This is a genomic window from Emticicia oligotrophica DSM 17448, from assembly GCF_000263195.1.
In the GTDB taxonomy this organism is placed as follows: domain Bacteria; phylum Bacteroidota; class Bacteroidia; order Cytophagales; family Spirosomataceae; genus Emticicia; species Emticicia oligotrophica.
Genome location: NC_018748.1, coordinates 4,481,710 through 4,501,190, shown reverse-complemented (window position 1 = coordinate 4,501,190; position 19,481 = coordinate 4,481,710). Strand labels below are relative to the sequence as shown.

The window sequence follows — 19,481 nt, the reverse complement described above, 5'->3', positions numbered from 1 at the left end:
CTTAATTTACACTTATTTACTAACCTTAATCTTAGTAATTCGACACAAGTTCTTCATGAAAAGCCATTAATTTCGACCATTAATTTTTTTCCATTTCAGGGCTTATGTAATAATCGAATAATAGTTTTTGATTATCAGTATAATGAAAAAAGCCCCAAAAGGGCTTTTTTCATTTATTTCATTTACTAAGTTTTATTTGTAAGATTGTATTTGATACAATTTCCTCAAAATAAACAACAACCTTCTTGTTGTTAGCTTTTACCATTTGAGGAGTAATAAAAAACTCAAAACTATATTTTTCATTGTTGGCAGTGGTTACTGAAATGACACTTGGTAGATCGCCTGCTGTAACTTTAGCAGCTCCTCTTAAAATTCCAACCAATTTTAAGGAATTTGGCCCCAATTCTATTGGTTCATCATTTATCACTGACTTTCCATTCAATTGCATTTCCATTAGTGCGTTGGTTAAATCACTGTTATAGGTAAAGGAAACATATTTTCCAACCCACTTTTGCAAGGTTCCCATATTCACGTTTTTCACTTCTTCTAAATTAATAGTAAAATTTTCGGAGAAATTTCTCTCAGGAAATTCAATAGTTAGACTCGCGAATGGATAGCCAGAGTCTTCAGCTGATTTTAATAAGCCAAATTCTTTTAATTGAGCCTTGGCATTCGTATTTACAAAACAAAAGAAACAAACTGCGATAAATAATAGGCGTAAAGATTTCATTTTTTAGAGGTTGTTTAATTGGTTAAAATAAAAGTCTAAGCTATAAAAACTTAAGTAAAAATTAAAATAAACAATTTAAATTCTTTAAAGAATCAATCAATAAAGAAATAAACAACATTTACACTTCATAATTTATTCTTTTGTTAAAAAAATAAATCATTGAAAACAATAACACAAAAAAATACCCCACAATCACTTGCGGGGTATTTTTATAGAAAATTACTTATTACTTACTTACTTCAGAAGCGATAAGATTCAAAGCAGAACCTGCCTTAAACCATTCGATTTGACTTGCATTGTAAGTATGGTTCAATTTAATTTCTTCTGAAGAACCATCTTTGTGAGTAATCACTAAAGTCAATGGTACACCCTCAGAGAAGGTTGTTAAACCAGTAATTGCGAAAGTATCATCTTCTTTAATTTTATCGTAATCTGCTGGGTTTGCAAACGTTAGTGCCAACATACCTTGTTTTTTCAAGTTTGTCTCGTGGATACGAGCAAATGAACGAACAATGATTGCACGTACACCCAAGTGACGTGGCTCCATCGCAGCATGTTCACGCGAAGAACCTTCACCGTAGTTTTCATCTCCAACTACAATTGTACCCACACCAGCTGCTTTGTATGCACGTTGTACAGCTGGAACTTCACCGTATTCGCCTGTCAATTGGTTTTTAACCGTATTTGCTTTATCGTTTGCAAAATTGATGGCACCAATCAAAAGGTTATTTGAAATATTATCAAGGTGACCACGGTATTTCAACCAAGGACCAGCCATTGAAATATGGTCAGTAGTACATTTTCCTTTTGCTTTGATAAGTAATTTCAAACCAGTAAGGTCAGTTCCTTCCCAAGCCTTAAATGGCTCAAGTAATTGTAAACGGTCAGATTTTGGACTTACCGCCACTTTCACTTTACTACCATCTTTCTTTGGTTTTTGGTAACCAGCATCTTTCACATCAAAGCCCATAGGAGGCAATTCTACACCAAATGGATTTTCAAGTTTCACTTGTTCGCCATTTTCGTTAGTCAATGTATCTTTTGCTGGGTTGAAAGTCAAATCACCAGCAATAGCAAATGCCGTAACGATTTCAGGAGAAGCCACAAATGCGTGCGTATTTGGGTTACCATCGGCACGTTTAGCAAAGTTACGGTTGAACGAAGTGATGATTGAGTTTCTTTCACCCTTTTCAGCACCATGTCTGGCCCATTGTCCAATACAAGGTCCACAAGCATTTGCTAAAACCACACCACCAATTGCATCAAATTTGGCTAAGATACCATCACGCTCTGCGGTAAAACGAACTAATTCAGAACCCGGAGTGATTGTAAATTCAGCTTTAGCTTTGATATTTTTAGCAGCGGCTTGAGCAGCAACCGAAGCGGCACGTGTCATATCTTCGTAAGAAGAGTTTGTACATGAACCAATCAAACCAACTTCTAATTTCTCAGGCCATTTGTTTTTCTTAACGGCTTTCGCAAATTTAGATAAAGGCCAAGCCAAATCTGGTGTAAATGGACCGTTGATTCTTGGCTCCAATCTTGAAAGATTGATTTCAATTACTTGGTCGTAATATGCTTCTGGATTATCAATACATTCTTGATCAGGGCGTAATAAATCTTTGATACCATTTGCTAAAGAAGCTACTCTCGCACGGCCAGTTGCTTTTAAGTAAGCAGCCATTTTGCGGTCATAACCAAATAAAGAAGTAGTAGCTCCAATTTCAGCACCCATATTACAGATAGTACCTTTACCAGTTGCCGATAGACTATCAGCACCTTTACCGATATATTCTACAATATAACCAGTACCTCCTTTAACAGTTAATTGTCCAGCAACTTCCAAGATAACATCTTTTGCAGAAGCCCATCCTTTTAATTTACCAGTAAGTTTAACACCAATTAATTTAGGCATTTTTAGTTCCCATGCCAAGCCCGACATTACGTCGCAAGCATCAGCACCACCAACACCAATTGCCACCATACCCAAACCACCAGCATTTGGTGTGTGTGAGTCAGTACCAATCATCATACCACCTGGGAAAGCATAGTTTTCGATAACTACTTGGTGAATGATACCAGCACCAGCTTTCCAGAAACCAATACCATATTTATTTGAAACTGAAGATAAGAAATCGTAAACTTCTTTATTTTTTTCGGTAGCAACTTTTAAATCTGTGTCAGCACCCACTTTCGCTTGAATGAGGTGATCGCAGTGTACAGTTGAAGGTACCGCTACTTTCGGACGACCCGCCGACATAAATTGTAATAATGCCATTTGGGCAGTTGCATCTTGCATCGCTACACGGTCAGGAGCAAAATCAACGTAGTCAGCTCCACGATTGTATGCTTTGGTAGGTGAACCTTCCCATAAGTGCGAGTAAAGAATTTTTTCGGCCAAAGTGAGCGGACGCCCAACTGCTTTACGAGCAGCGGCTACCCTTTCTGGCATTCGAGCGTAAACGCTCTTAATCATATCTAAGTCAAAAACTGCCATTAGTTATAAAATTTTTAAAATTATTGTTACCGAAATCTTACTAATTATCTGTTGAACAAAAATACGAAACAATGGATAATTACAAGAATGATTTGTTGCAAAAATAGAATAGAAGCAATGTAAATACAACCTTTAAGTAGATAATATTAATATTTTGGTCAAAAAAATATCCAAAAATGCTTAAAAAGTTGTTTAATGATAAAATGCTCGAAAAGATTGGATGATACTTTTAATGAAATTTTAAAAAACTCACGAATAGATTTAATATTCTTTGACTTTTAATTGGCTCATTTTTTTCATTTCGATGCAATTTTGAAAATAATTTATAGCGTTTTTAATTAATTGGTAACTAATTTGAGTTTTTTTAGTCAATTTTTTTCAGAAAATAGTTGTTTTATCAATCAAGGCTTATATTTGAGTCCGAAAACTAAAAAAAGTATAGATGTCGAAAAATTTAGTAATAGTAGAATCACCTGCAAAGGCCAAAACCATTGAGGGTTATCTTGGAAAAGATTTCACCGTAAAATCTAGTTTTGGGCATGTAAGAGATTTACCCGATAAAGAATTAGGAATTGATGTAAAAAATCAATTCGAACCAAGCTATATTATTTCTTCCGACAAGACAAAAGTTATCAACGAACTAAAAAAAATTGCTAAAGACTCAGAAACTGTGTGGTTAGCAACCGATGATGACCGTGAAGGAGAAGCGATTTCTTGGCACTTAAAAGAAGCTTTGGGTTTGAACGAACAAACACCACGCATTGTTTTTCGTGAAATTACAAAGAAAGCCATCACAACTGCTATTCAAAATCCAAGAACAATTAATATGAACTTGGTAAATGCTCAACAAGCTAGAAGAGTTTTGGATAGATTAGTTGGTTTTGAACTTTCACCCGTACTATGGCATAAAATTAGAACTGGAGAACGCACGAATCTATCTGCAGGAAGAGTACAATCGGTTGCTGTAAGAGTAATTGTTGACCGAGAGAGAGAAATTGATGCCCACGATTCTAAATCATCTTTCAAAGTTGTTGCACAATTTATTGTAGATAAAGGTAAGGTATTAAATGCCGAATTGCCTAAAAACTTTGAAACCGAAGCCGAAGCCCGTGCTTTTCTTGAAAAATGTAGAAATGCCATCTTTACTATCAAAAACCTAGAAGTAAAGCCAGCTAAAAAAACACCTGCTGCACCGTTTACGACATCAACTTTGCAACAGGAAGCATCGAGAAAACTTGGTTTTTCAGTCTTACAAACCATGACAATCGCCCAGAAACTTTATGAAGCTGGTAAGATTTCATACATGCGTACTGACTCTACAAACCTTTCTGCCGAAGCCATTGAAAAAGCAAAAACACAAATTGAAAATGCTTACGGTGAAAAATACGTAAAAACTCGCCAATACAAAACCAAAAGTGAATCGGCACAAGAAGCCCATGAGGCCATTCGTCCGACCGATTTCGCCACTGAAAAAGTTGAAGGAGACCGCAATGAGCAACGTTTGTACGACTTAATCTGGAAACGCTCAATTGCCTCTCAAATGGCTGATGCTGAGCTTGAAAGAACAATTGCTACCATCGGTATTTCAACAACCAATGAAGAATTGGTAGCAACTGGGGAAGTAATTAAATTCGATGGTTTCTTGAAAGTTTATCTTGAATCGAATGATGATGAAGATGAGGAGAATAAAGGAATGTTACCGCCTTTGGCAATCGGACAAATCCTTGACCTTTCAATCATGAAAGCTACTGAGCGATTCTCGAAACCACCGGCAAGATATACTGAAGCAAGTTTGGTGAAAAAGCTAGAGGAAATGGGCATAGGTCGCCCATCTACGTACGCTCCTACTATTTCTACTATAATAAAGAGAAATTATGTAGTAAAAGAAGATCGACCGGGAAAGGAAAGAAGCTTCAAGGAATTTACTTTACAAAAGAATGAAATTGCAGAAAGAATTGGAAAAGAAACTTATGGTTCAGAAAAAGCCAAGCTTTTCCCAACAAATATCGGAATGGTTGTCAATGATTTCTTAGTAGATAATTTCGATTCTGTCATCGATTATAATTTTACTGCAAAAGTTGAAAAAGATTTTGATGTCGTTGCCGACGGCAAAGCTCAATGGCAAACCATCATTTCGAATTTCTACAAAGATTTTCATCATAAAATCGAGCAAGCAAGCGATGTAAAATCTACTCAAGGAAGCCGAGAACTCGGAATTGACCCCAAAACGGGCAAAAAAGTATCGGTAAAAATGGGAAAATTTGGGCCTTACGTGCAAATTGGAGATAAAGATGATGAAGAAAAACCAACCTTTGTAAGTTTGCCTAAAGGACAATTAATGGATACCTTAACTCTTGAAGAAGGTTTGGCATTATTTGACCTTCCTAAATTACCTAAAGAAGTTGGTTTCTTTGAAGATAAACCTTTAATCGTTTCTGTTGGTAAATTTGGGCCATATATTAAACACGATGACAAGTTTTATAACTTAGAAAAAACAGATGACCCATATCTAATTGATGCTCAAAGAGCTATCGAAATTATTGAAGCGAAAAGAAATAGTAATGATTTATCCCAACCTAAAGACCTTGGTATTTACGAAGGACTGGCAGTGAATATTGGTAAAGGTCGTTTTGGCCCTTACGTAAAACATGGTGATAAATATTATAATATTGATAAAAAAACTGACCCTACGTCACTCACAATCGATGGGGCAATCGAAATAATAAAGGCTAAAAAAGCAGCCGAAAGTAATAAAATCATTAAAGAATTTCCAGAAAACACTTCCATTCAAGTTTTAAACGGTCAATATGGTCCGTACATTAAAGCAGGAAAACGAAATGTGAAAATTCCTAAAGGTACCGACCCTGCCACACTCTCACTTGAAGAATGTTTGAAATTGGCTAATGGGTAAAAAAACTAAGATTTAATATAACAATAAATGGCACAAATGATATCTTTGAATCAATTGTGCCATTTTTGCTAATATATCAACCAAATAATATGAAAAAGAAGCTTGTAGTACTATCTGGTGCCGGAATTAGTGCCGAAAGTGGTATAAAAACCTTTAGAGATACAGGTGGATTATGGGAGAATCATAGTATTGAAGAAGTAGCAACACCAGAAGGTTGGCGTAAAAATCCTCAACTTGTTCTTGATTTTTATAATGCCCGAAGAGCACAAGCAGCTGAGGCACAACCGAATGCTGGTCATATTACCCTTGCCAATTTAGAAGCATATTTTGATGTACATATTATTACTCAAAATGTTGATAGCTTACACGAAAAAGGAGGTTCTTCTAAAGTATTGCATTTGCATGGTGAACTTTCAAAAGTGAGAAGTGTGAAAAATGATAAACTCATTTATGATATTGGGGGGAAAGCAATTCAACTAGGCGATTTAGCGGAAGATGGAGGGCAGCTACGACCACATATTGTTTGGTTTGGTGAGATGGTGCCAATGATTGAACCAGCAGCCGAATTATGCATGGAAGCCGATATTTTTATAGTTGTCGGTACTTCTTTACAGGTTTATCCAGCTGCAGGTCTGATTGGATATGTAGATGAATCAGCTCCGAAATTTATCATTGACCCCAATAAACCTGATGTTTCTGCTCTTTATCAGAATATCAACTTTATCAATGAAACTGCTGCTATTGGGCTACCTAAATTAGCACAAAAACTAATAGAAGAATATCAATGAAGAAAATAATATTATTTTGTTTGCTCACTCACATGACAGTAGCCCAAAGCCTTCAAAATTCACTTGATTCATTACTGGCCAAGAGATTTCCTACTAATTCTGCTGGCATAGCTGTCATGATTATCAAAAACAATAAGGTTTTATATAAAAAAGCATTTGGACTTGCGAATCTTGAATTGCAAACGCCACTAACTCCCAAATCAAATTTGAGGATGGCATCTGTTTCAAAACAATTTACAGCAATGTGTATTTTGTTGCTAGAAAAGCAAGGAAAATTAAGTTTTGAAGATAATTTATTAAAGTTTTTTCCAGATTTCAATCAAGCAGTTGGTTCAAAAATTAAAATCAAACATTTGCTGACCCACACTTCTGGGATTATTGATTACGAGGAATTGATTCCTGAAAATCAGAAAAATCAAATATTAGATATGGATGTAGTTGATTTCATCAAAAATCAATCGAAAATATATTTTGAAGCTGGAAGTAAATTTCAGTATAGTAATTCTGGGTTTTGTTTGTTGGAACAAATTGTAGAAAAGGTATCAGGAATTGGTTTTAATGTATTCATTGAAAATAATATTTTTCAACCTTTAAAGATGAATAATTCAACTATTTATCAGGACGAAAAACCCATTTCAAATCGAGCAATGGGATATGCCTTTAACAAGGAAAATAAATTGGTATTTTCCGACCAAAGCATAACCAGTGCAACCAAAGGTGATGGTTGTATCTATACTTCTTTAGAAGATTACCAAAAGTGGATTTTCGCAATCGAGAAGAATCAATTAGTTAATTTGAATCAAAGCCTAAAAAGAGTAAACTACCAAATCAAACCATCGAAAGTAAGATACGGATTAGGTTGGTTTCATACCTTAGACTCAAAAAATATACTTGAATTATATCATACAGGCAGTACTTGTGGTTTCAGCAATAGCGTTTCAATAATCCCACAAAAAGGTTTTGCTTTGGTTTGTTTTTCAAACATCGCCAATAATCATGAAGTTGAGAAAGATATTAGAGCTATCATTGAGAAGTCGGGGTTGAACGAGTCAAAAGTTGATTTCCAAGCTTTACTGAATTTAACTAGATAAAAAAATGCCCTATTACTAAGAGCAATAAGGCATTAAATATCAGTAAGTCAAGTATTATAATTGAGCTTCTAATTTTGAAGTAAGAATGTGTTTTGGAACTGCACCAACAATTTTATCCACCATCTCACCATTCTTAAAAATCATTAAAGTTGGAATTGAACGAATTCCAAAAGACGCTGGAACTGCAGAATTGGCATCTACGTCAAGTTTACCAACAATTGCTTTTCCTTCATATTCACCAGCAATTTGTTCAACAACTGGTCCGATTAATTTACATGGTCCACACCACTCAGCCCAAAAATCTACCAATACAGGTGTGTCTGATTTAATTAACTCCGCAAAATTTGCATCTGTAATTTGAATTGCTTTATCTGCCATTTTAGTAAATTCCTCCTCGGAAATTAAGTATTAAAATTTAATTTGTTATTGTTGTCTAAATAACAAAGGTGCATTTATGAAAAGTTCCGTTACCCTAAAACAACATTTTCTTCACCGACCAACTCTTTCAATTCTTTCACAAAATCGTTGGTTGAAGCTACTTTTTGCTTGCGGGAGAGTAACATGACATCCATTTTTTCTTCTGAATCATAAACCGACATTTTAAAATCAAAATTTCCTGGATAGCGAGCCGTCATATTTTGTATTTGTTCAATTAACTGAGCATTTACAAACTGTAAACCTAAAGAAATTTTTACTTCTTTAAAAAGTTTGTTTCTGATTTCGCTCAATAACTCCATACTAATTGGTTTAAATTCAAAATCACCTTCTCTCCCCCATTTTGTTTGAATTTTTCCCCGAATAAATAAGAAAAGCCCTATTTGCATATATTTTGAGAAATTCACATAATCTTGTCCGAAAAACATCATTTCCATACTCGAACCATAATCTTCAATTTTCATGATTCCAAACGGATTGCCATTTTTTGATGTTTTATGCATCACACTCGTCACAACACCACCAATGGCAAATTCTTTATTGGCATTTAGTGGGTCAAATACTTGGTCAAGTGGCACACATCTTCTCATTTCGAGGTCAAACTCGTCAAGTGGGTGACCAGAAATGTAAAAACCAACTACTTCTTTTTCGAATTTTAGTTTCTGAATATCACCCCAACGCTCACAATCAGGAATTTTCGGTTTGGCAATATCAAATGCTCCTCCAACAGAGCCAAATAAAGAATTTTGACCAGCATTGGCATTTTCATGATATTTATTGGCATATCTAATTATCTTTTCAATCAGTATAGTACCATCAGTCTCGGCAAAAAATTGAGCACGGTGCAAATCAGAAAAACAATCAAATGCTCCTGCATACGCGAATGATTCGAGTGTTTTTTTGTTAACCGTGCGAAGGTTTACTCTGGTGATGAAATCGAAAATATCAGTAAAATGTCCATTTTTGTTTCTTTCCTCAATGATAGCATCAACAGCGGCATCTCCCGAACCTTTGATTCCTCCCATACCAAAACGAATTTCGCCGTTTTTGTTAACACTAAACTGCTTTTGAGATTCATTGACATCTGGCCCCAAAACTCTCAAACCTAGAGCTTTACATTCTTCCATGAAAAATGTAATTTTATCAATATTTCCCAACTGCGAAGTCATCACAGCAGCCATGTACTCGGATGTATAATGTGCTTTTAAATAGGCGGTTTGATAAGCCACAAAAGCATAACAAGTAGAGTGCGATTTATTAAATGCGTAAGAAGCGAAGGCCTCCCAGTCGGTCCAAACTTTTTCAAGAATTTTCCCATCATGTCCTCTCGACATTGCCCCTTCCATAAATTTAGGTTTCAGCTTATCGAGTGTCGCACGGTCTTTTTTTCCCATTGCTTTTCGCAAAACATCGGCATCACCTTTAGAAAATCCAGCCAATTTTTGGGAAAGAAGCATTACCTGTTCTTGGTAAACCGTAATTCCGTAAGTTTCCCCCAAGAATTCCTCCATGTCAGCCAAATCGTATTTTACTTCCTCTCTACCATGCTTACGATTAATAAAGTTTGGGATATATGCAATTGGCCCCGGACGATACAATGCATTCATGGCAATGAGGTCATCCAAACGGTCGGGTTTCAGTTCTTTCATGTATTTTTTCATACCATCAGATTCAAACTGAAATACGGCGTTGGTTTCGCCTCTTTGGAAAAGTTCGTAGGTTAGCTTATCATCTAGTGGAATATTATCAATATCAATTTCTACTCCATGATTTTCTTTAATCATGCGTAAACAATCTTTGATAATTGTAAGGTTGCGAAGACCCAAAAAGTCCATTTTAATTACACCTGCATCTTCAATAATCTTTCCTTCATATTGTGTAATCAATAAATCGGTATCTTTTGAAGTAGATACAGGCAAAATATTGTATAAATCTTCAGGGGCAATAATTACACCCGCTGCATGAATACCTGTGTTACGAACAGTTCCCTCTAACTTATGTGCCTGTTGAAGTACTTTAGCTGTGAGATCATTACCATTATACATAGAACGAAAACGCTTAACGTTTTCAATTTCATCGGGTTGAACACCCAAATCAGCCAAACTACCTTTTCCTTCAAGCGGCCAATTAACCATTTTTTCAAAATCAATTCCATAAGCGGGTTTGTCTGGAACCAATTTTACGATGTAATTGGCATCAGCTAAAGGCAATTCCATCACACGAGCCACATCTTTGATAGAAGATTTTGTGGCCATTGTACCATAAGTAATGATTTGTGCTACCTGATTTTTGGTATATTTCTGAACCACATAATCAATTACTCTTTGACGACCTTCATCATCAAAATCGGTATCAATATCAGGCATTGACTTTCTGTCTGGATTCAAGAAACGCTCAAAAAGTAAATTATACTTGATGGGGTCAATGTTTGTAATGCCGATACAATAAGCTACTGCCGAACCAGCAGCCGAACCACGACCGGGTCCAATCATTACGCCCATGTCACGGCCAGCCTTAATAAAGTCGGATACAATTAAAAAGTAACCTGCAAAACCCATTGATTTGATGGTAAACAACTCAAAATCAAGGCGTTCTTGCACTTCAGTTCCGATTTCGCTGTATCTTTGGCGAGCTCCTTCATAAGTTAAATGCTTCAAATATTCCCATTGATTGAGGGTATCATCTTCATGAATTTTAAACTCATTGGGAATAGGGAAATTGGGAAGCATAATATCACGCTTCAACTTTAAAGTTTCTACTTTTGAAACAATTTCGTTGGTATTATCGATTGCCTCCGGCATATCGCTAAACAACGTACTCATTTCTTGGGTAGTCTTGAAGTAAAATTGGTCGTTATAAAATGCAAATCGTGTATCTTTGGGAGCACCTTCTTCATCATTGAATTCTTTGGCAGAAGGAGTCGATAATTTTTCATTGGTATTTACACACAATAAAATATCATGTGCTACCCAATCTTGCTGGTCAACATAATGACTATCATTTGAGGCAATGACTTTCACACCATATTTCTTGGCAAACTTCACCAATACCTCATTAGCTTTGATTTGTTCTGGAATATCGTGGCGTTGTACTTCCACGTAATAATCCTCGCCAAATCTATCTAGCCACCATTGGAACTCTTTTTCGGCCTCTTCCTCGCCTTTTTTTAAAATTGTTTGCGGAACCATTGCTCCAATACAGCAGGTTGTGGCAATTAAACCTTCTTTGTATTGTTCAATTAAAGCTTTTGTAATTCGTGGATATTTTCCATATAATCCATCTATATATCCTAAAGAACAAAGTTTAACCAAATTCTTATATCCTTGAGCATTTTTAGCCAATAAAAGCTGGTGATAACGCTTATCTTTTTGTTCTTTAGTAAACTGCTTTCTTGTGTGATCTTCAACCACATAAAATTCACAACCCACTATGGGTTTAACTCCAAATTTTCCAGCAGTTGCTACAAACTCAAATACACCAAACATATTCCCATGGTCTGTGATGGCCATAGCAGGCATATTATCAGCTTGAGCTTTTTTGAATAACTTCTTAATGTCAGAAGCACCATCTAGCAATGAAAATTGTGTATGATTATGTAAGTGAGAAAATTGCATTTTAAGAGACTAGTTATGGTAGCAGAAATTTCAAAATTGAAGCTACAATTTTTGGAAACAATACTACAAATTTAAACAAAATCAACAAAGATTTGACAAAAACTTTGAAACGCAAGTGGTAATCATGAGTTTCTACAATATGATTTAATTAACAATATTTGGCTTTTAAGAAAAACATATTTAATCAAAATGATTATAATAATCATTTTTCTTTTCATAATTTCGGAAATGAAGGTTTCATCTTTACTTCAAATTCAAGTAAAAGAATCTTTAGTATTTATAAATTTTTGTCGTAGGAAGCTTTCTATTGATATTTATAGGAAAATAACTTTTGAAAAGTTAATATAAACTCTTAACTTTGCACCCCAATTTACTTTTTGTTCAATACTTAATGTTTTAGCGATGCCAAAGCAAAAAACCAATTCTGGAGCAAAAAAACGCTTCAAAATTACAGGAACAGGCAAAATTAAGCGTAAGCACGCTTTCCATAGCCACATCCTTACAAAAAAATCAAATAAGCGTAAACGTAACTTAGTTTCAGCAACGCTTGTAAGTGCAGCAGATACAGACCGTATCGAAGGATTATTATGTATGTAATTTGACGTTTGTCAAATGCATGGTTAAACGCAGGTCGAAAATCGACACTGCCAATGTTTCACCCGATAAATGGCAAATCAAAGAGTTTTTGAAGTTCTGAGTTTTGAGTTCTGAGTTTTTTAAATTCCTAATTCCTAATTCTTAATTCAATAAGCCGCCAAAGTCAAAAAACAAAACAAAAAAATGCCAAGAAGTGTCAATCACGTAGCGTCAAGAGCAAGACGCAAAAAAGTCCTTAAATTAGCCAAAGGTTATTACGGACGTAGAAAAAATGTTTGGACAGTAGCGAAAAACGCCGTTGAAAAAGGTTTAGTTTACGCTTACTCTGGTCGTAAACAAAAGAAAAGAAGTTATCGTCGTTTGTGGATTGTTCGTATTAACGCTGGTGTGCGTCCATTAGGAATGTCATACTCTGTATTAATCGATAAATTAGCAAAGGCAGGCATCGAACTTAACAGAAAAGTATTAGCTGATTTAGCAATGAACCACCCAGAAGCTTTCAAAGCAGTTGTGGAAAAAGTAAAATAAGCATGCCAATACCCCTTATTGGGTTAGGTCATAATTACAAAAGCATCAAGTCAGACTTGATGCTTTTTGTTTTCTTTAGAATTAAATTTTGTTTTTAAGTTTCAACTGCCAAAGTTTTTAAACCTTTCCATTTACAATCTTTATCTTGCCCAATCAAATAAAGTTCAAACTCCACCCTACTTCCAACTTTAAAAAACTCTAAATTGATCAAATTAGCGACAATTAAATCTTTTACACGCTGAAAAGCAGCGGCTCTTTCTTTCTCAAATTCGGTCCACCATTCTTTTTCTTGCAGTATTCCTTCAAAAAACTTTTCCCACGGTAAGCCCTCTACCCTTGTGGAAGGAATTACACCGATGTATTTTCTAAATAACATTAAATCAAATGGCGATGGATTATCCGCTTGCCAGTCTATCACTTTAATTTTTTCATCAGATTCACTTGGATAAAATAATCCTTCAACTGCTGTTGTCAAACTTTCAACAAAAGTTTTTTCTGAGTTTAATACGTTTTCGCTCACAGTATAATAGTAGAAAATTTATAAATTTAATGTTACTTTTTTAGGCACTTTTGGTCTAATAGCCAAAATTAAATCCAATTAATTTGGAATTAAATCTAACGAAAATAGTATTATTGTACCAATTAACAACCATTAAATTAAAAATAAAATGTTAGAAGTATTGCAAGGACTAATTCAACAAGCAGGGCAAAGTGCAGTTGTTCAAAACCCTCAGGTTCCAAACGAACACAACGAAGGAGTAATGGATGAGGTAATGCAAGGTCTATTAGGAGGTCTTTCCAACCAAGCTAACTCACAAGGTGGACTTGGCAGCCTTATTGGTCTATTGGGAAATGGTTCAAGTGGAAACTTGATGTCAAATCCTATCGTTGGCAACATTGCTCAAAGTGTGGTAGGTAATCTTATGGAAAAGTTTGGCTTATCAAACTCAGCAGCAGCAAGCGTTGTAGGTAATATGTTACCTTCTGTATTAGGCACTTTAATTGATAAAACAAATGACCCTAATGATAGCTCTATTGATTTGGGTGGCCTTATGGGTACAATTACGGGTGGAAAAACTAATGGAATTGATTTTGGAAGCTTATTAAGCCAAGGTGCAAATGCATTAGCCGATGGTAAGTTAGATATGAATGATATTATGAATATTGCTGGGAGTGCCATGGGAGGACAAAAGCAGCAAGGTAGCGGTGGAGGAATTGGAGATTTACTGGGAGGTCTATTCGGAGGGAAATAATAGAATAAATTTCAGGAGTCTATTACAAAGAAAGTTTGCCGTTTAATAAATATGGCATTTTTTAATGTAATAGACTCCTTTTTTTTGCGTATTTTTGGGGGCTGTTTGATTAGCACATACAAAAGACCAAAAAGTAAAAATGAAAATAACTCAAGTGGTGTTATATCTCTTGGTTACTATTGAATTGTCTGCACAAATAACTATAACATTTCCAATGGAAAATGCCGTATTTCAACGAAGTGCGAGCAATACTGCTGTTGTAAATATTGCAGGTAATTATAATGGTAACATATCTTCTGTCGAAGCAAGATTTACCAATGTAATTAACAACCAAGTTGTTATAGATTGGACCCCATTTACCATTTACATGAACGGGGGGATTTTCAATGGTTACGTAAATAATGTTCCAGGTGGCTGGTACAAACTTGAAATTAGGGGGATTTTAGGCTCATCAGTTGTGAGCACAACTACGCTAAATAGGCTTGGAGTTGGCGAGGTTTTTCTAATTGCGGGGCAATCGAATGCACAAGGAATTGAAGGAAATCAAGGTGAAGTTGGAGCATCTGATGAAAGAGTAGTTTCACATAACGAAATATCATGGTTTGATGCATCCACTAATGCTTGTGATAAAAAAGTACCGAATTATCCAGCATTTTCTCAAATAACCAGTAATGGTAGTACAAAAAGCTTCCTATCCAAAACAGGGCATAATCCGTGGTGTTATGGTAGATTAGGAGACATGCTCGTGTCGAAACTCGGAGTGCCTGTGGTATTTATCAATGCTGCTGCCATGGCTACCTCTTCAATCAACTGGAAAGAAAGTTCGGATGGCTTAGCCACAATCAGCCATTTCTCAAATGAGCCTTACTGCAATACTTCTGGAGTACCCTATTCTGGATTTCAAAAAGCACTAAACTACTACGCTTCTATTTTTGGCGTAAGAGCAATACTTTGGCATCAAGGCGAAGCCGATAATTACATTGCAAATTCTCAGACAAATTATACCTCAAACGTCAATTATATCATTAGTAAAAGTAGAGCAATCATTGGCAATGTACCTTGGGTAATCTCCAGAGCCTCAGTCTTTGATAAAAATGCGAATGGTGGAACTGGTAATCAGAACTTGACGATTATCAATGCTCAAAATGCGGTTATTAATAGCTCTAATAAAATTTATCCAGGGCCATCTACGGATGATATTCTTGGTTCAAATCGAAGCGATGAAGTTCACTTTTATGGTCCAGGACTGATAGAGTTAGCCAATAGATGGGATGCTTCGCTAAGTATAGATTTTTTTAATAGTGCAACTCCAATAAGTGCTAAACCATTACCACTCATTACTGTTAGCTGTCAATCTGCAACATTATTAAGACTAAGTGCACCAAACGGTTATAGTTCTTACAAATGGGTTAGAATTGATACCGGTAATAACGACTATGAAGATGCAACTGAAGCAAGTACCCAGTCGATTGAGCGTACGAGTGGAACCTACAGATGCTATCTAGTTGATTCTAAAGGGAATATCACTTTTACCCAACCCGTGATTGTTCAAAATGTGGCAGAAAAGTGTAATTGTGTTGGAATAGTTTCTTGTACTGGTGTTACCTATCTTTCCGATAATGCCCCTTGTAGCTCAAGTAATGGCTGGGGACCAATCGAAATGAATAAAAGCAATGGAGAGTATGGGCAAGGAGATGGTACAACTATCAAATTAAAGGGCGTTGAATTTAAAAAAGGAATTGGTGTACATGCCAACTCTACGATTAATTATCATTTGAATTATAATTTTGGCAGATTTATTTCATCTATAGGTATAGATGACGAGGTGGCCAATGCTATAGCTGGAACTAATGTAATTTTTAAGGTTTATAAAGATAACGTATTATCTTATTCAAGTGGAATTGTCAATAAAAGTACCCCAACAATTAACATCAACATTGATGTAACTGGAGTAAATGAACTAAGATTAGAAGTTGACCAAGCAAATGACGACAGTTTTTCAGACCATGCAGACTGGGCCAATGCCCGCCTTCACTGCGTTGATAGCCAAGCACCCACGACTCCAGCAAACCTTCGACAAACATTACTTTCACAGAATTGTGTTACCCTCAACTGGAATGCCTCTACCGACAATAATGAAATTGAAAAATATAATATTTATCAAGATGGAACGCTCATTGCAAGCGTAGATGCCTCAACGCTTTCTTATCGTGTGACAGGTTTGAATTCTTTCAATTTCTACTCATTCTATGTTGTTGCAGTAGATTATACAGGAAACGTTTCAACTCCAAGTAATAATTTAGAAATTGTTACCCTCCAAAATTTAACAATTACGATTGAAAGTAAAAATATAAACAAAGGCCAATCAACAACGCTATCTGCATCAGGATGCTTTGGTGGTACTGTTACATGGTCAAATGGTTCGACAAGTAACCCAATAACGGTAAGCCCCAAAGATACAACTGTATATACTGTTTTTTGTAAAATTGCAGATTGTACAAGTGCAATTACGAAAGATACCGTTAACGTAATTCCAGATTGTCTGAATTCTTATAATTTAGTAAGAAACAGAGACAATTATGGTGGTACTACTATTAGTATATCTCTTAATTCTTCACAAACTATTACTGCCGCCAACATTATTTATACAGAAGCTAAAGTAGGTTATAATGCAGCCAAATCTATTACGCTTTTACCTGGTTTTACGTCAGAAAAAGGGGCAATTTTTACCGCTCAAATTAGTAATTGTCCTAACTCTACGCCAGTTAGTCAAACAAATTCTGCCACCTTGGACGCAATTCCTATAAGTGAGACAAAACTGAAAAGGTTTAATTCTAAATTTAACTAAAACATGACAATCTGTCAGTATTTTTAAGCTTTTCTTTGCTTGGCATTTCAATTGATAGTAAATAAAACGAAATAAATTGATTTAAAATACTGACACAAAAAACATGGGAAAAATTATTGGAATTGACTTAGGAACAACAAACTCGTGCGTGGCTGTAATGGAAGGTAACGAGCCTGTTGTAATTGCTAACAGCGAAGGTGCTCGTACTACTCCTTCGATTGTAGCATTTTTAGAGAATGGAGAAAAGAAGATTGGAGCACCTGCCAAACGTCAAGCTATCACTAACCCTAAAAATACTATTTCTTCTATCAAACGTTTCATGGGTAAACGTTTTTCAGAAGTTGGAAGTGAATTAAAAACTGTTGCTTACGATGTTGAACAAGGAGCGAACAATACTCCACGTGTACGCATCGGCGACAGACTATATACTCCACAAGAAATTTCAGCATCAATTCTTCAAAAAATGAAGCAAACTGCTGAAGATTATTTAGGAACGACTGTTACTGAAGCTGTAATAACTGTACCAGCTTACTTCAATGACGCAGAGCGTCAGGCTACAAAAGAAGCTGGAGCAATCGCAGGTTTAGATGTAAAACGTATCATAAACGAGCCAACTGCAGCCGCATTAGCTTATGGCCTTGATAAACAAGGTAAGGATTTAACTGTAGCCGTATTCGACTTAGGTGGTGGTACTTTCGACGTTTCTATTCTTGATTTAGGAGATGGCGTTTTTGAAGTAAAAGCAACTGATGGAGATACACACTTAGGTGGAGATGACTTTGACCAAGTAATCATCGACTGGCTAGCTGATGAGTTCAAAAAAGACGAAGGTATCGACTTACGCCAAGATGCAATGGCATTACAGCGTCTAAAAGAAGCTGCTGAAAGAGCTAAAATTGAACTTTCAAGCTCTGCTCAGACTGAAATTAACTTGCCATACATCTTCCCTGTAAACGGTATTCCTAAACACTTAGTTAGAAATCTATCTAGAGCTAAATTTGAGCAACTTTCAGATAGCCTTATTCAACGTGCCATGGAGCCTTGCAAAAGAGCGATGCAAAATGCAGGTTTGAAAACAAGTGATATTGACGAAGTAATTTTAGTTGGTGGTTCTACACGTATCCCTAAAGTACAGGAAGAGGTTGAAAAATTCTTCGGTAAGAAACCTTCTAAAAATGTAAACCCTGATGAAGCTGTGGCTATTGGTGCGGCTGTTCAAGGTGGTGTATTAACAGGTGAAGTAAAAGATATTCTCTTACTTGATGTTATTCCGCTTTCATTAGGTATCGAAACTTTAGGAGGTGTATTTACAAAAATGATTGAGTCGAATACCACTATTCCTACAAAGAAAGTTGAAACGTTCTCAACAGCAGCAGATAACCAACCTTCAGTTGAGTTGCACATCTTGCAAGGAGAACGCTCAATGGCTACTCAAAACCGTACTTTAGGACGTTTCCACTTAGATGGTATTCCTTCTGCACCTCGTGGTGTACCTCAAATTGAAGTAACCTTTGATGTTGATGCGAATGGTATCTTGAACGTAACTGCCAAAGATAAAGGAACTGGTAAAGAGCAAAAAATTAGAATTGAAGCATCTTCTGGTTTATCTGATGCAGAAATCCAAAGAATGCGTGATGAAGCAAAAGCAAACGAAGAAGCTGATAAAGCTGAAAGAGAGAAAGTAGAAAAAGTAAATGCCGCAGATACAATGATTTTCCAAACGGAAAAACAATTGAAAGAATACGGCGATAAACTTTCTGCTGGAAATAAATCTGCGATTGAAGGTGCATTAACTGAATTAAAAGCAGCTCATGGTACAAAAGACATTACTGCAATTGATTCAGCAATGGAAAAAATCAATGCAGCATGGCAAGCAGCTTCTCAAGAAATGTATGCTCAAGGAGCAACTCCAGGTGCTGATATGGGTGGACAAGCAGGTAGTTCACAAGGCACTGAAGAAGGTGTAACTGATGTAAACTTTGAAGAAGTAAAATAAGTTAGAAGTAAAACAAATAATAAAGCCTCGTTTCGAAAGAAATGAGGCTTTATTATTTGTTTCAGTAACTAAAATAGCTCCTGAGGAGGATAAATTTTACAACTAATGTTTTCTTTCTAGCAATTTTAGGTTCCGTTGAAACTTCTTCAGTTTTACTATGAAAAGATTATAAATTTGATAAAATTATCAATTA

General features: G+C 35.8%; 13 protein-coding genes. 8 read left to right on the top strand and 5 right to left on the bottom strand.

The features are described 5' to 3' along the window. Positions 1-178: 178 nt before the first annotated feature. Both EMTOL_RS18635 and EMTOL_RS18630 read right to left on the bottom strand, forming a co-directional pair. The gene (locus tag EMTOL_RS18635) at positions 179-730 is read right to left on the bottom strand and encodes a hypothetical protein (RefSeq protein WP_015030878.1); all 552 of its coding nucleotides are present in this window, start codon (positions 728-730) and stop codon (positions 179-181) included. A gap of 226 nt (positions 731-956) precedes the next feature. Beyond that, positions 957-3,227, bottom strand: coding sequence for an aconitate hydratase (locus tag EMTOL_RS18630; protein ID WP_015030877.1), 2,271 nt, complete (start codon positions 3,225-3,227; stop codon positions 957-959). A 442-nt stretch (positions 3,228-3,669) separates the two neighbouring features. Between EMTOL_RS18630 and topA the strand changes: the two genes are divergently transcribed. The 3 genes from topA to EMTOL_RS18615 all read left to right on the top strand — a co-directional run bounded on the left by topA (position 3,670) and on the right by EMTOL_RS18615 (position 8,017). Then, positions 3,670-6,138 (top strand): type I DNA topoisomerase, encoded by a 2,469-nt coding sequence (topA, locus tag EMTOL_RS18625; RefSeq protein WP_015030876.1) that lies wholly within the window; start codon positions 3,670-3,672, stop codon positions 6,136-6,138. Positions 6,139-6,227: 89 nt separating this feature from the next. Next, entirely contained in the window at positions 6,228-6,926 is a 699-nt protein-coding gene (locus EMTOL_RS18620) for an SIR2 family NAD-dependent protein deacylase (RefSeq protein WP_015030875.1), read from the top strand. Beyond that, the gene (locus EMTOL_RS18615) at positions 6,923-8,017 is read left to right on the top strand and encodes a serine hydrolase domain-containing protein (protein ID WP_015030874.1); all 1,095 of its coding nucleotides are present in this window, start codon (positions 6,923-6,925) and stop codon (positions 8,015-8,017) included. Before EMTOL_RS18620 ends, EMTOL_RS18615 begins: the two co-directional genes overlap by 4 nt. A 54-nt stretch (positions 8,018-8,071) precedes the next feature. Here the strand turns inward: EMTOL_RS18615 and trxA are convergent, their stop codons facing one another. Further along, a complete protein-coding gene (gene trxA / locus EMTOL_RS18610) occupies positions 8,072-8,395 on the bottom strand; it encodes a thioredoxin (protein ID WP_015030873.1) in 324 nt (107 codons plus the stop codon). An 89-nt stretch (positions 8,396-8,484) separates the two neighbouring features. Then, complete coding sequence (dnaE, locus tag EMTOL_RS18605) at positions 8,485-12,066, bottom strand: DNA polymerase III subunit alpha (protein WP_015030872.1); 3,582 nt, start codon at positions 12,064-12,066, stop codon at positions 8,485-8,487. Between the two features lie 402 nt (positions 12,067-12,468). On the opposite strand from dnaE, the gene rpmI reads away from it, so the two are divergent. Next, positions 12,469-12,663: a 50S ribosomal protein L35 gene (rpmI, locus tag EMTOL_RS18600; protein WP_015030871.1), complete on the top strand. Its 195-nt coding sequence runs from the start codon at positions 12,469-12,471 to the stop codon at positions 12,661-12,663. Between the two features lie 183 nt (positions 12,664-12,846). Further along, positions 12,847-13,191 carry a 50S ribosomal protein L20 gene (rplT, locus tag EMTOL_RS18595; RefSeq protein ID WP_015030870.1) on the top strand — a complete coding sequence of 115 codons (345 nt, stop codon included), beginning with the start codon at positions 12,847-12,849 and terminating at the stop codon, positions 13,189-13,191. Between the two features lie 94 nt (positions 13,192-13,285). Here the strand turns inward: rplT and EMTOL_RS18590 are convergent, their stop codons facing one another. Beyond that, on the bottom strand, positions 13,286-13,711 hold the full coding sequence (locus EMTOL_RS18590; protein WP_015030869.1) for a nuclease A inhibitor family protein: 426 nt from the start codon (positions 13,709-13,711) through the stop codon (positions 13,286-13,288). 148 nt (positions 13,712-13,859) lie between these two features. Here EMTOL_RS18590 and EMTOL_RS18585 point away from each other — a divergent pair, with 148 nt between their 5' ends. The 3 genes from EMTOL_RS18585 to dnaK all read left to right on the top strand — a co-directional run bounded on the left by EMTOL_RS18585 (position 13,860) and on the right by dnaK (position 19,288). Beyond that, complete coding sequence (locus tag EMTOL_RS18585; protein ID WP_015030868.1) at positions 13,860-14,444, top strand: DUF937 domain-containing protein; 585 nt, start codon at positions 13,860-13,862, stop codon at positions 14,442-14,444. 214 nt (positions 14,445-14,658) lie between these two features. Further along, on the top strand, positions 14,659-17,292 hold the full coding sequence (locus tag EMTOL_RS18580; protein ID WP_015030867.1) for an NPCBM/NEW2 domain-containing protein: 2,634 nt from the start codon (positions 14,659-14,661) through the stop codon (positions 17,290-17,292). 103 nt (positions 17,293-17,395) lie between these two features. Beyond that, the gene (gene dnaK / locus EMTOL_RS18575) at positions 17,396-19,288 is read left to right on the top strand and encodes a molecular chaperone DnaK (protein WP_015030866.1); all 1,893 of its coding nucleotides are present in this window, start codon (positions 17,396-17,398) and stop codon (positions 19,286-19,288) included. Positions 19,289-19,481 lie beyond the last annotated feature (193 nt).

Coding starts and splice junctions, on each gene's coding strand:
- dnaE (WP_015030872.1), bottom strand. CDS start 12,066: ATGCAATTTTCTCACTTACATAATCATACACAATTTTCATTGCTAGAT.
- EMTOL_RS18630 (WP_015030877.1), bottom strand. CDS start 3,227: ATGGCAGTTTTTGACTTAGATATGATTAAGAGCGTTTACGCTCGAATG.
- EMTOL_RS18635 (WP_015030878.1), bottom strand. CDS start 730: ATGAAATCTTTACGCCTATTATTTATCGCAGTTTGTTTCTTTTGTTTT.
- EMTOL_RS18615 (WP_015030874.1), top strand. CDS start 6,923: ATGAAGAAAATAATATTATTTTGTTTGCTCACTCACATGACAGTAGCC.
- EMTOL_RS18620 (WP_015030875.1), top strand. CDS start 6,228: ATGAAAAAGAAGCTTGTAGTACTATCTGGTGCCGGAATTAGTGCCGAA.
- EMTOL_RS18585 (WP_015030868.1), top strand. CDS start 13,860: ATGTTAGAAGTATTGCAAGGACTAATTCAACAAGCAGGGCAAAGTGCA.
- dnaK (WP_015030866.1), top strand. CDS start 17,396: ATGGGAAAAATTATTGGAATTGACTTAGGAACAACAAACTCGTGCGTG.
- trxA (WP_015030873.1), bottom strand. CDS start 8,395: ATGGCAGATAAAGCAATTCAAATTACAGATGCAAATTTTGCGGAGTTA.
- rplT (WP_015030870.1), top strand. CDS start 12,847: ATGCCAAGAAGTGTCAATCACGTAGCGTCAAGAGCAAGACGCAAAAAA.
- rpmI (WP_015030871.1), top strand. CDS start 12,469: ATGCCAAAGCAAAAAACCAATTCTGGAGCAAAAAAACGCTTCAAAATT.
- EMTOL_RS18580 (WP_015030867.1), top strand. CDS start 14,659: ATGGAAAATGCCGTATTTCAACGAAGTGCGAGCAATACTGCTGTTGTA.
- topA (WP_015030876.1), top strand. CDS start 3,670: ATGTCGAAAAATTTAGTAATAGTAGAATCACCTGCAAAGGCCAAAACC.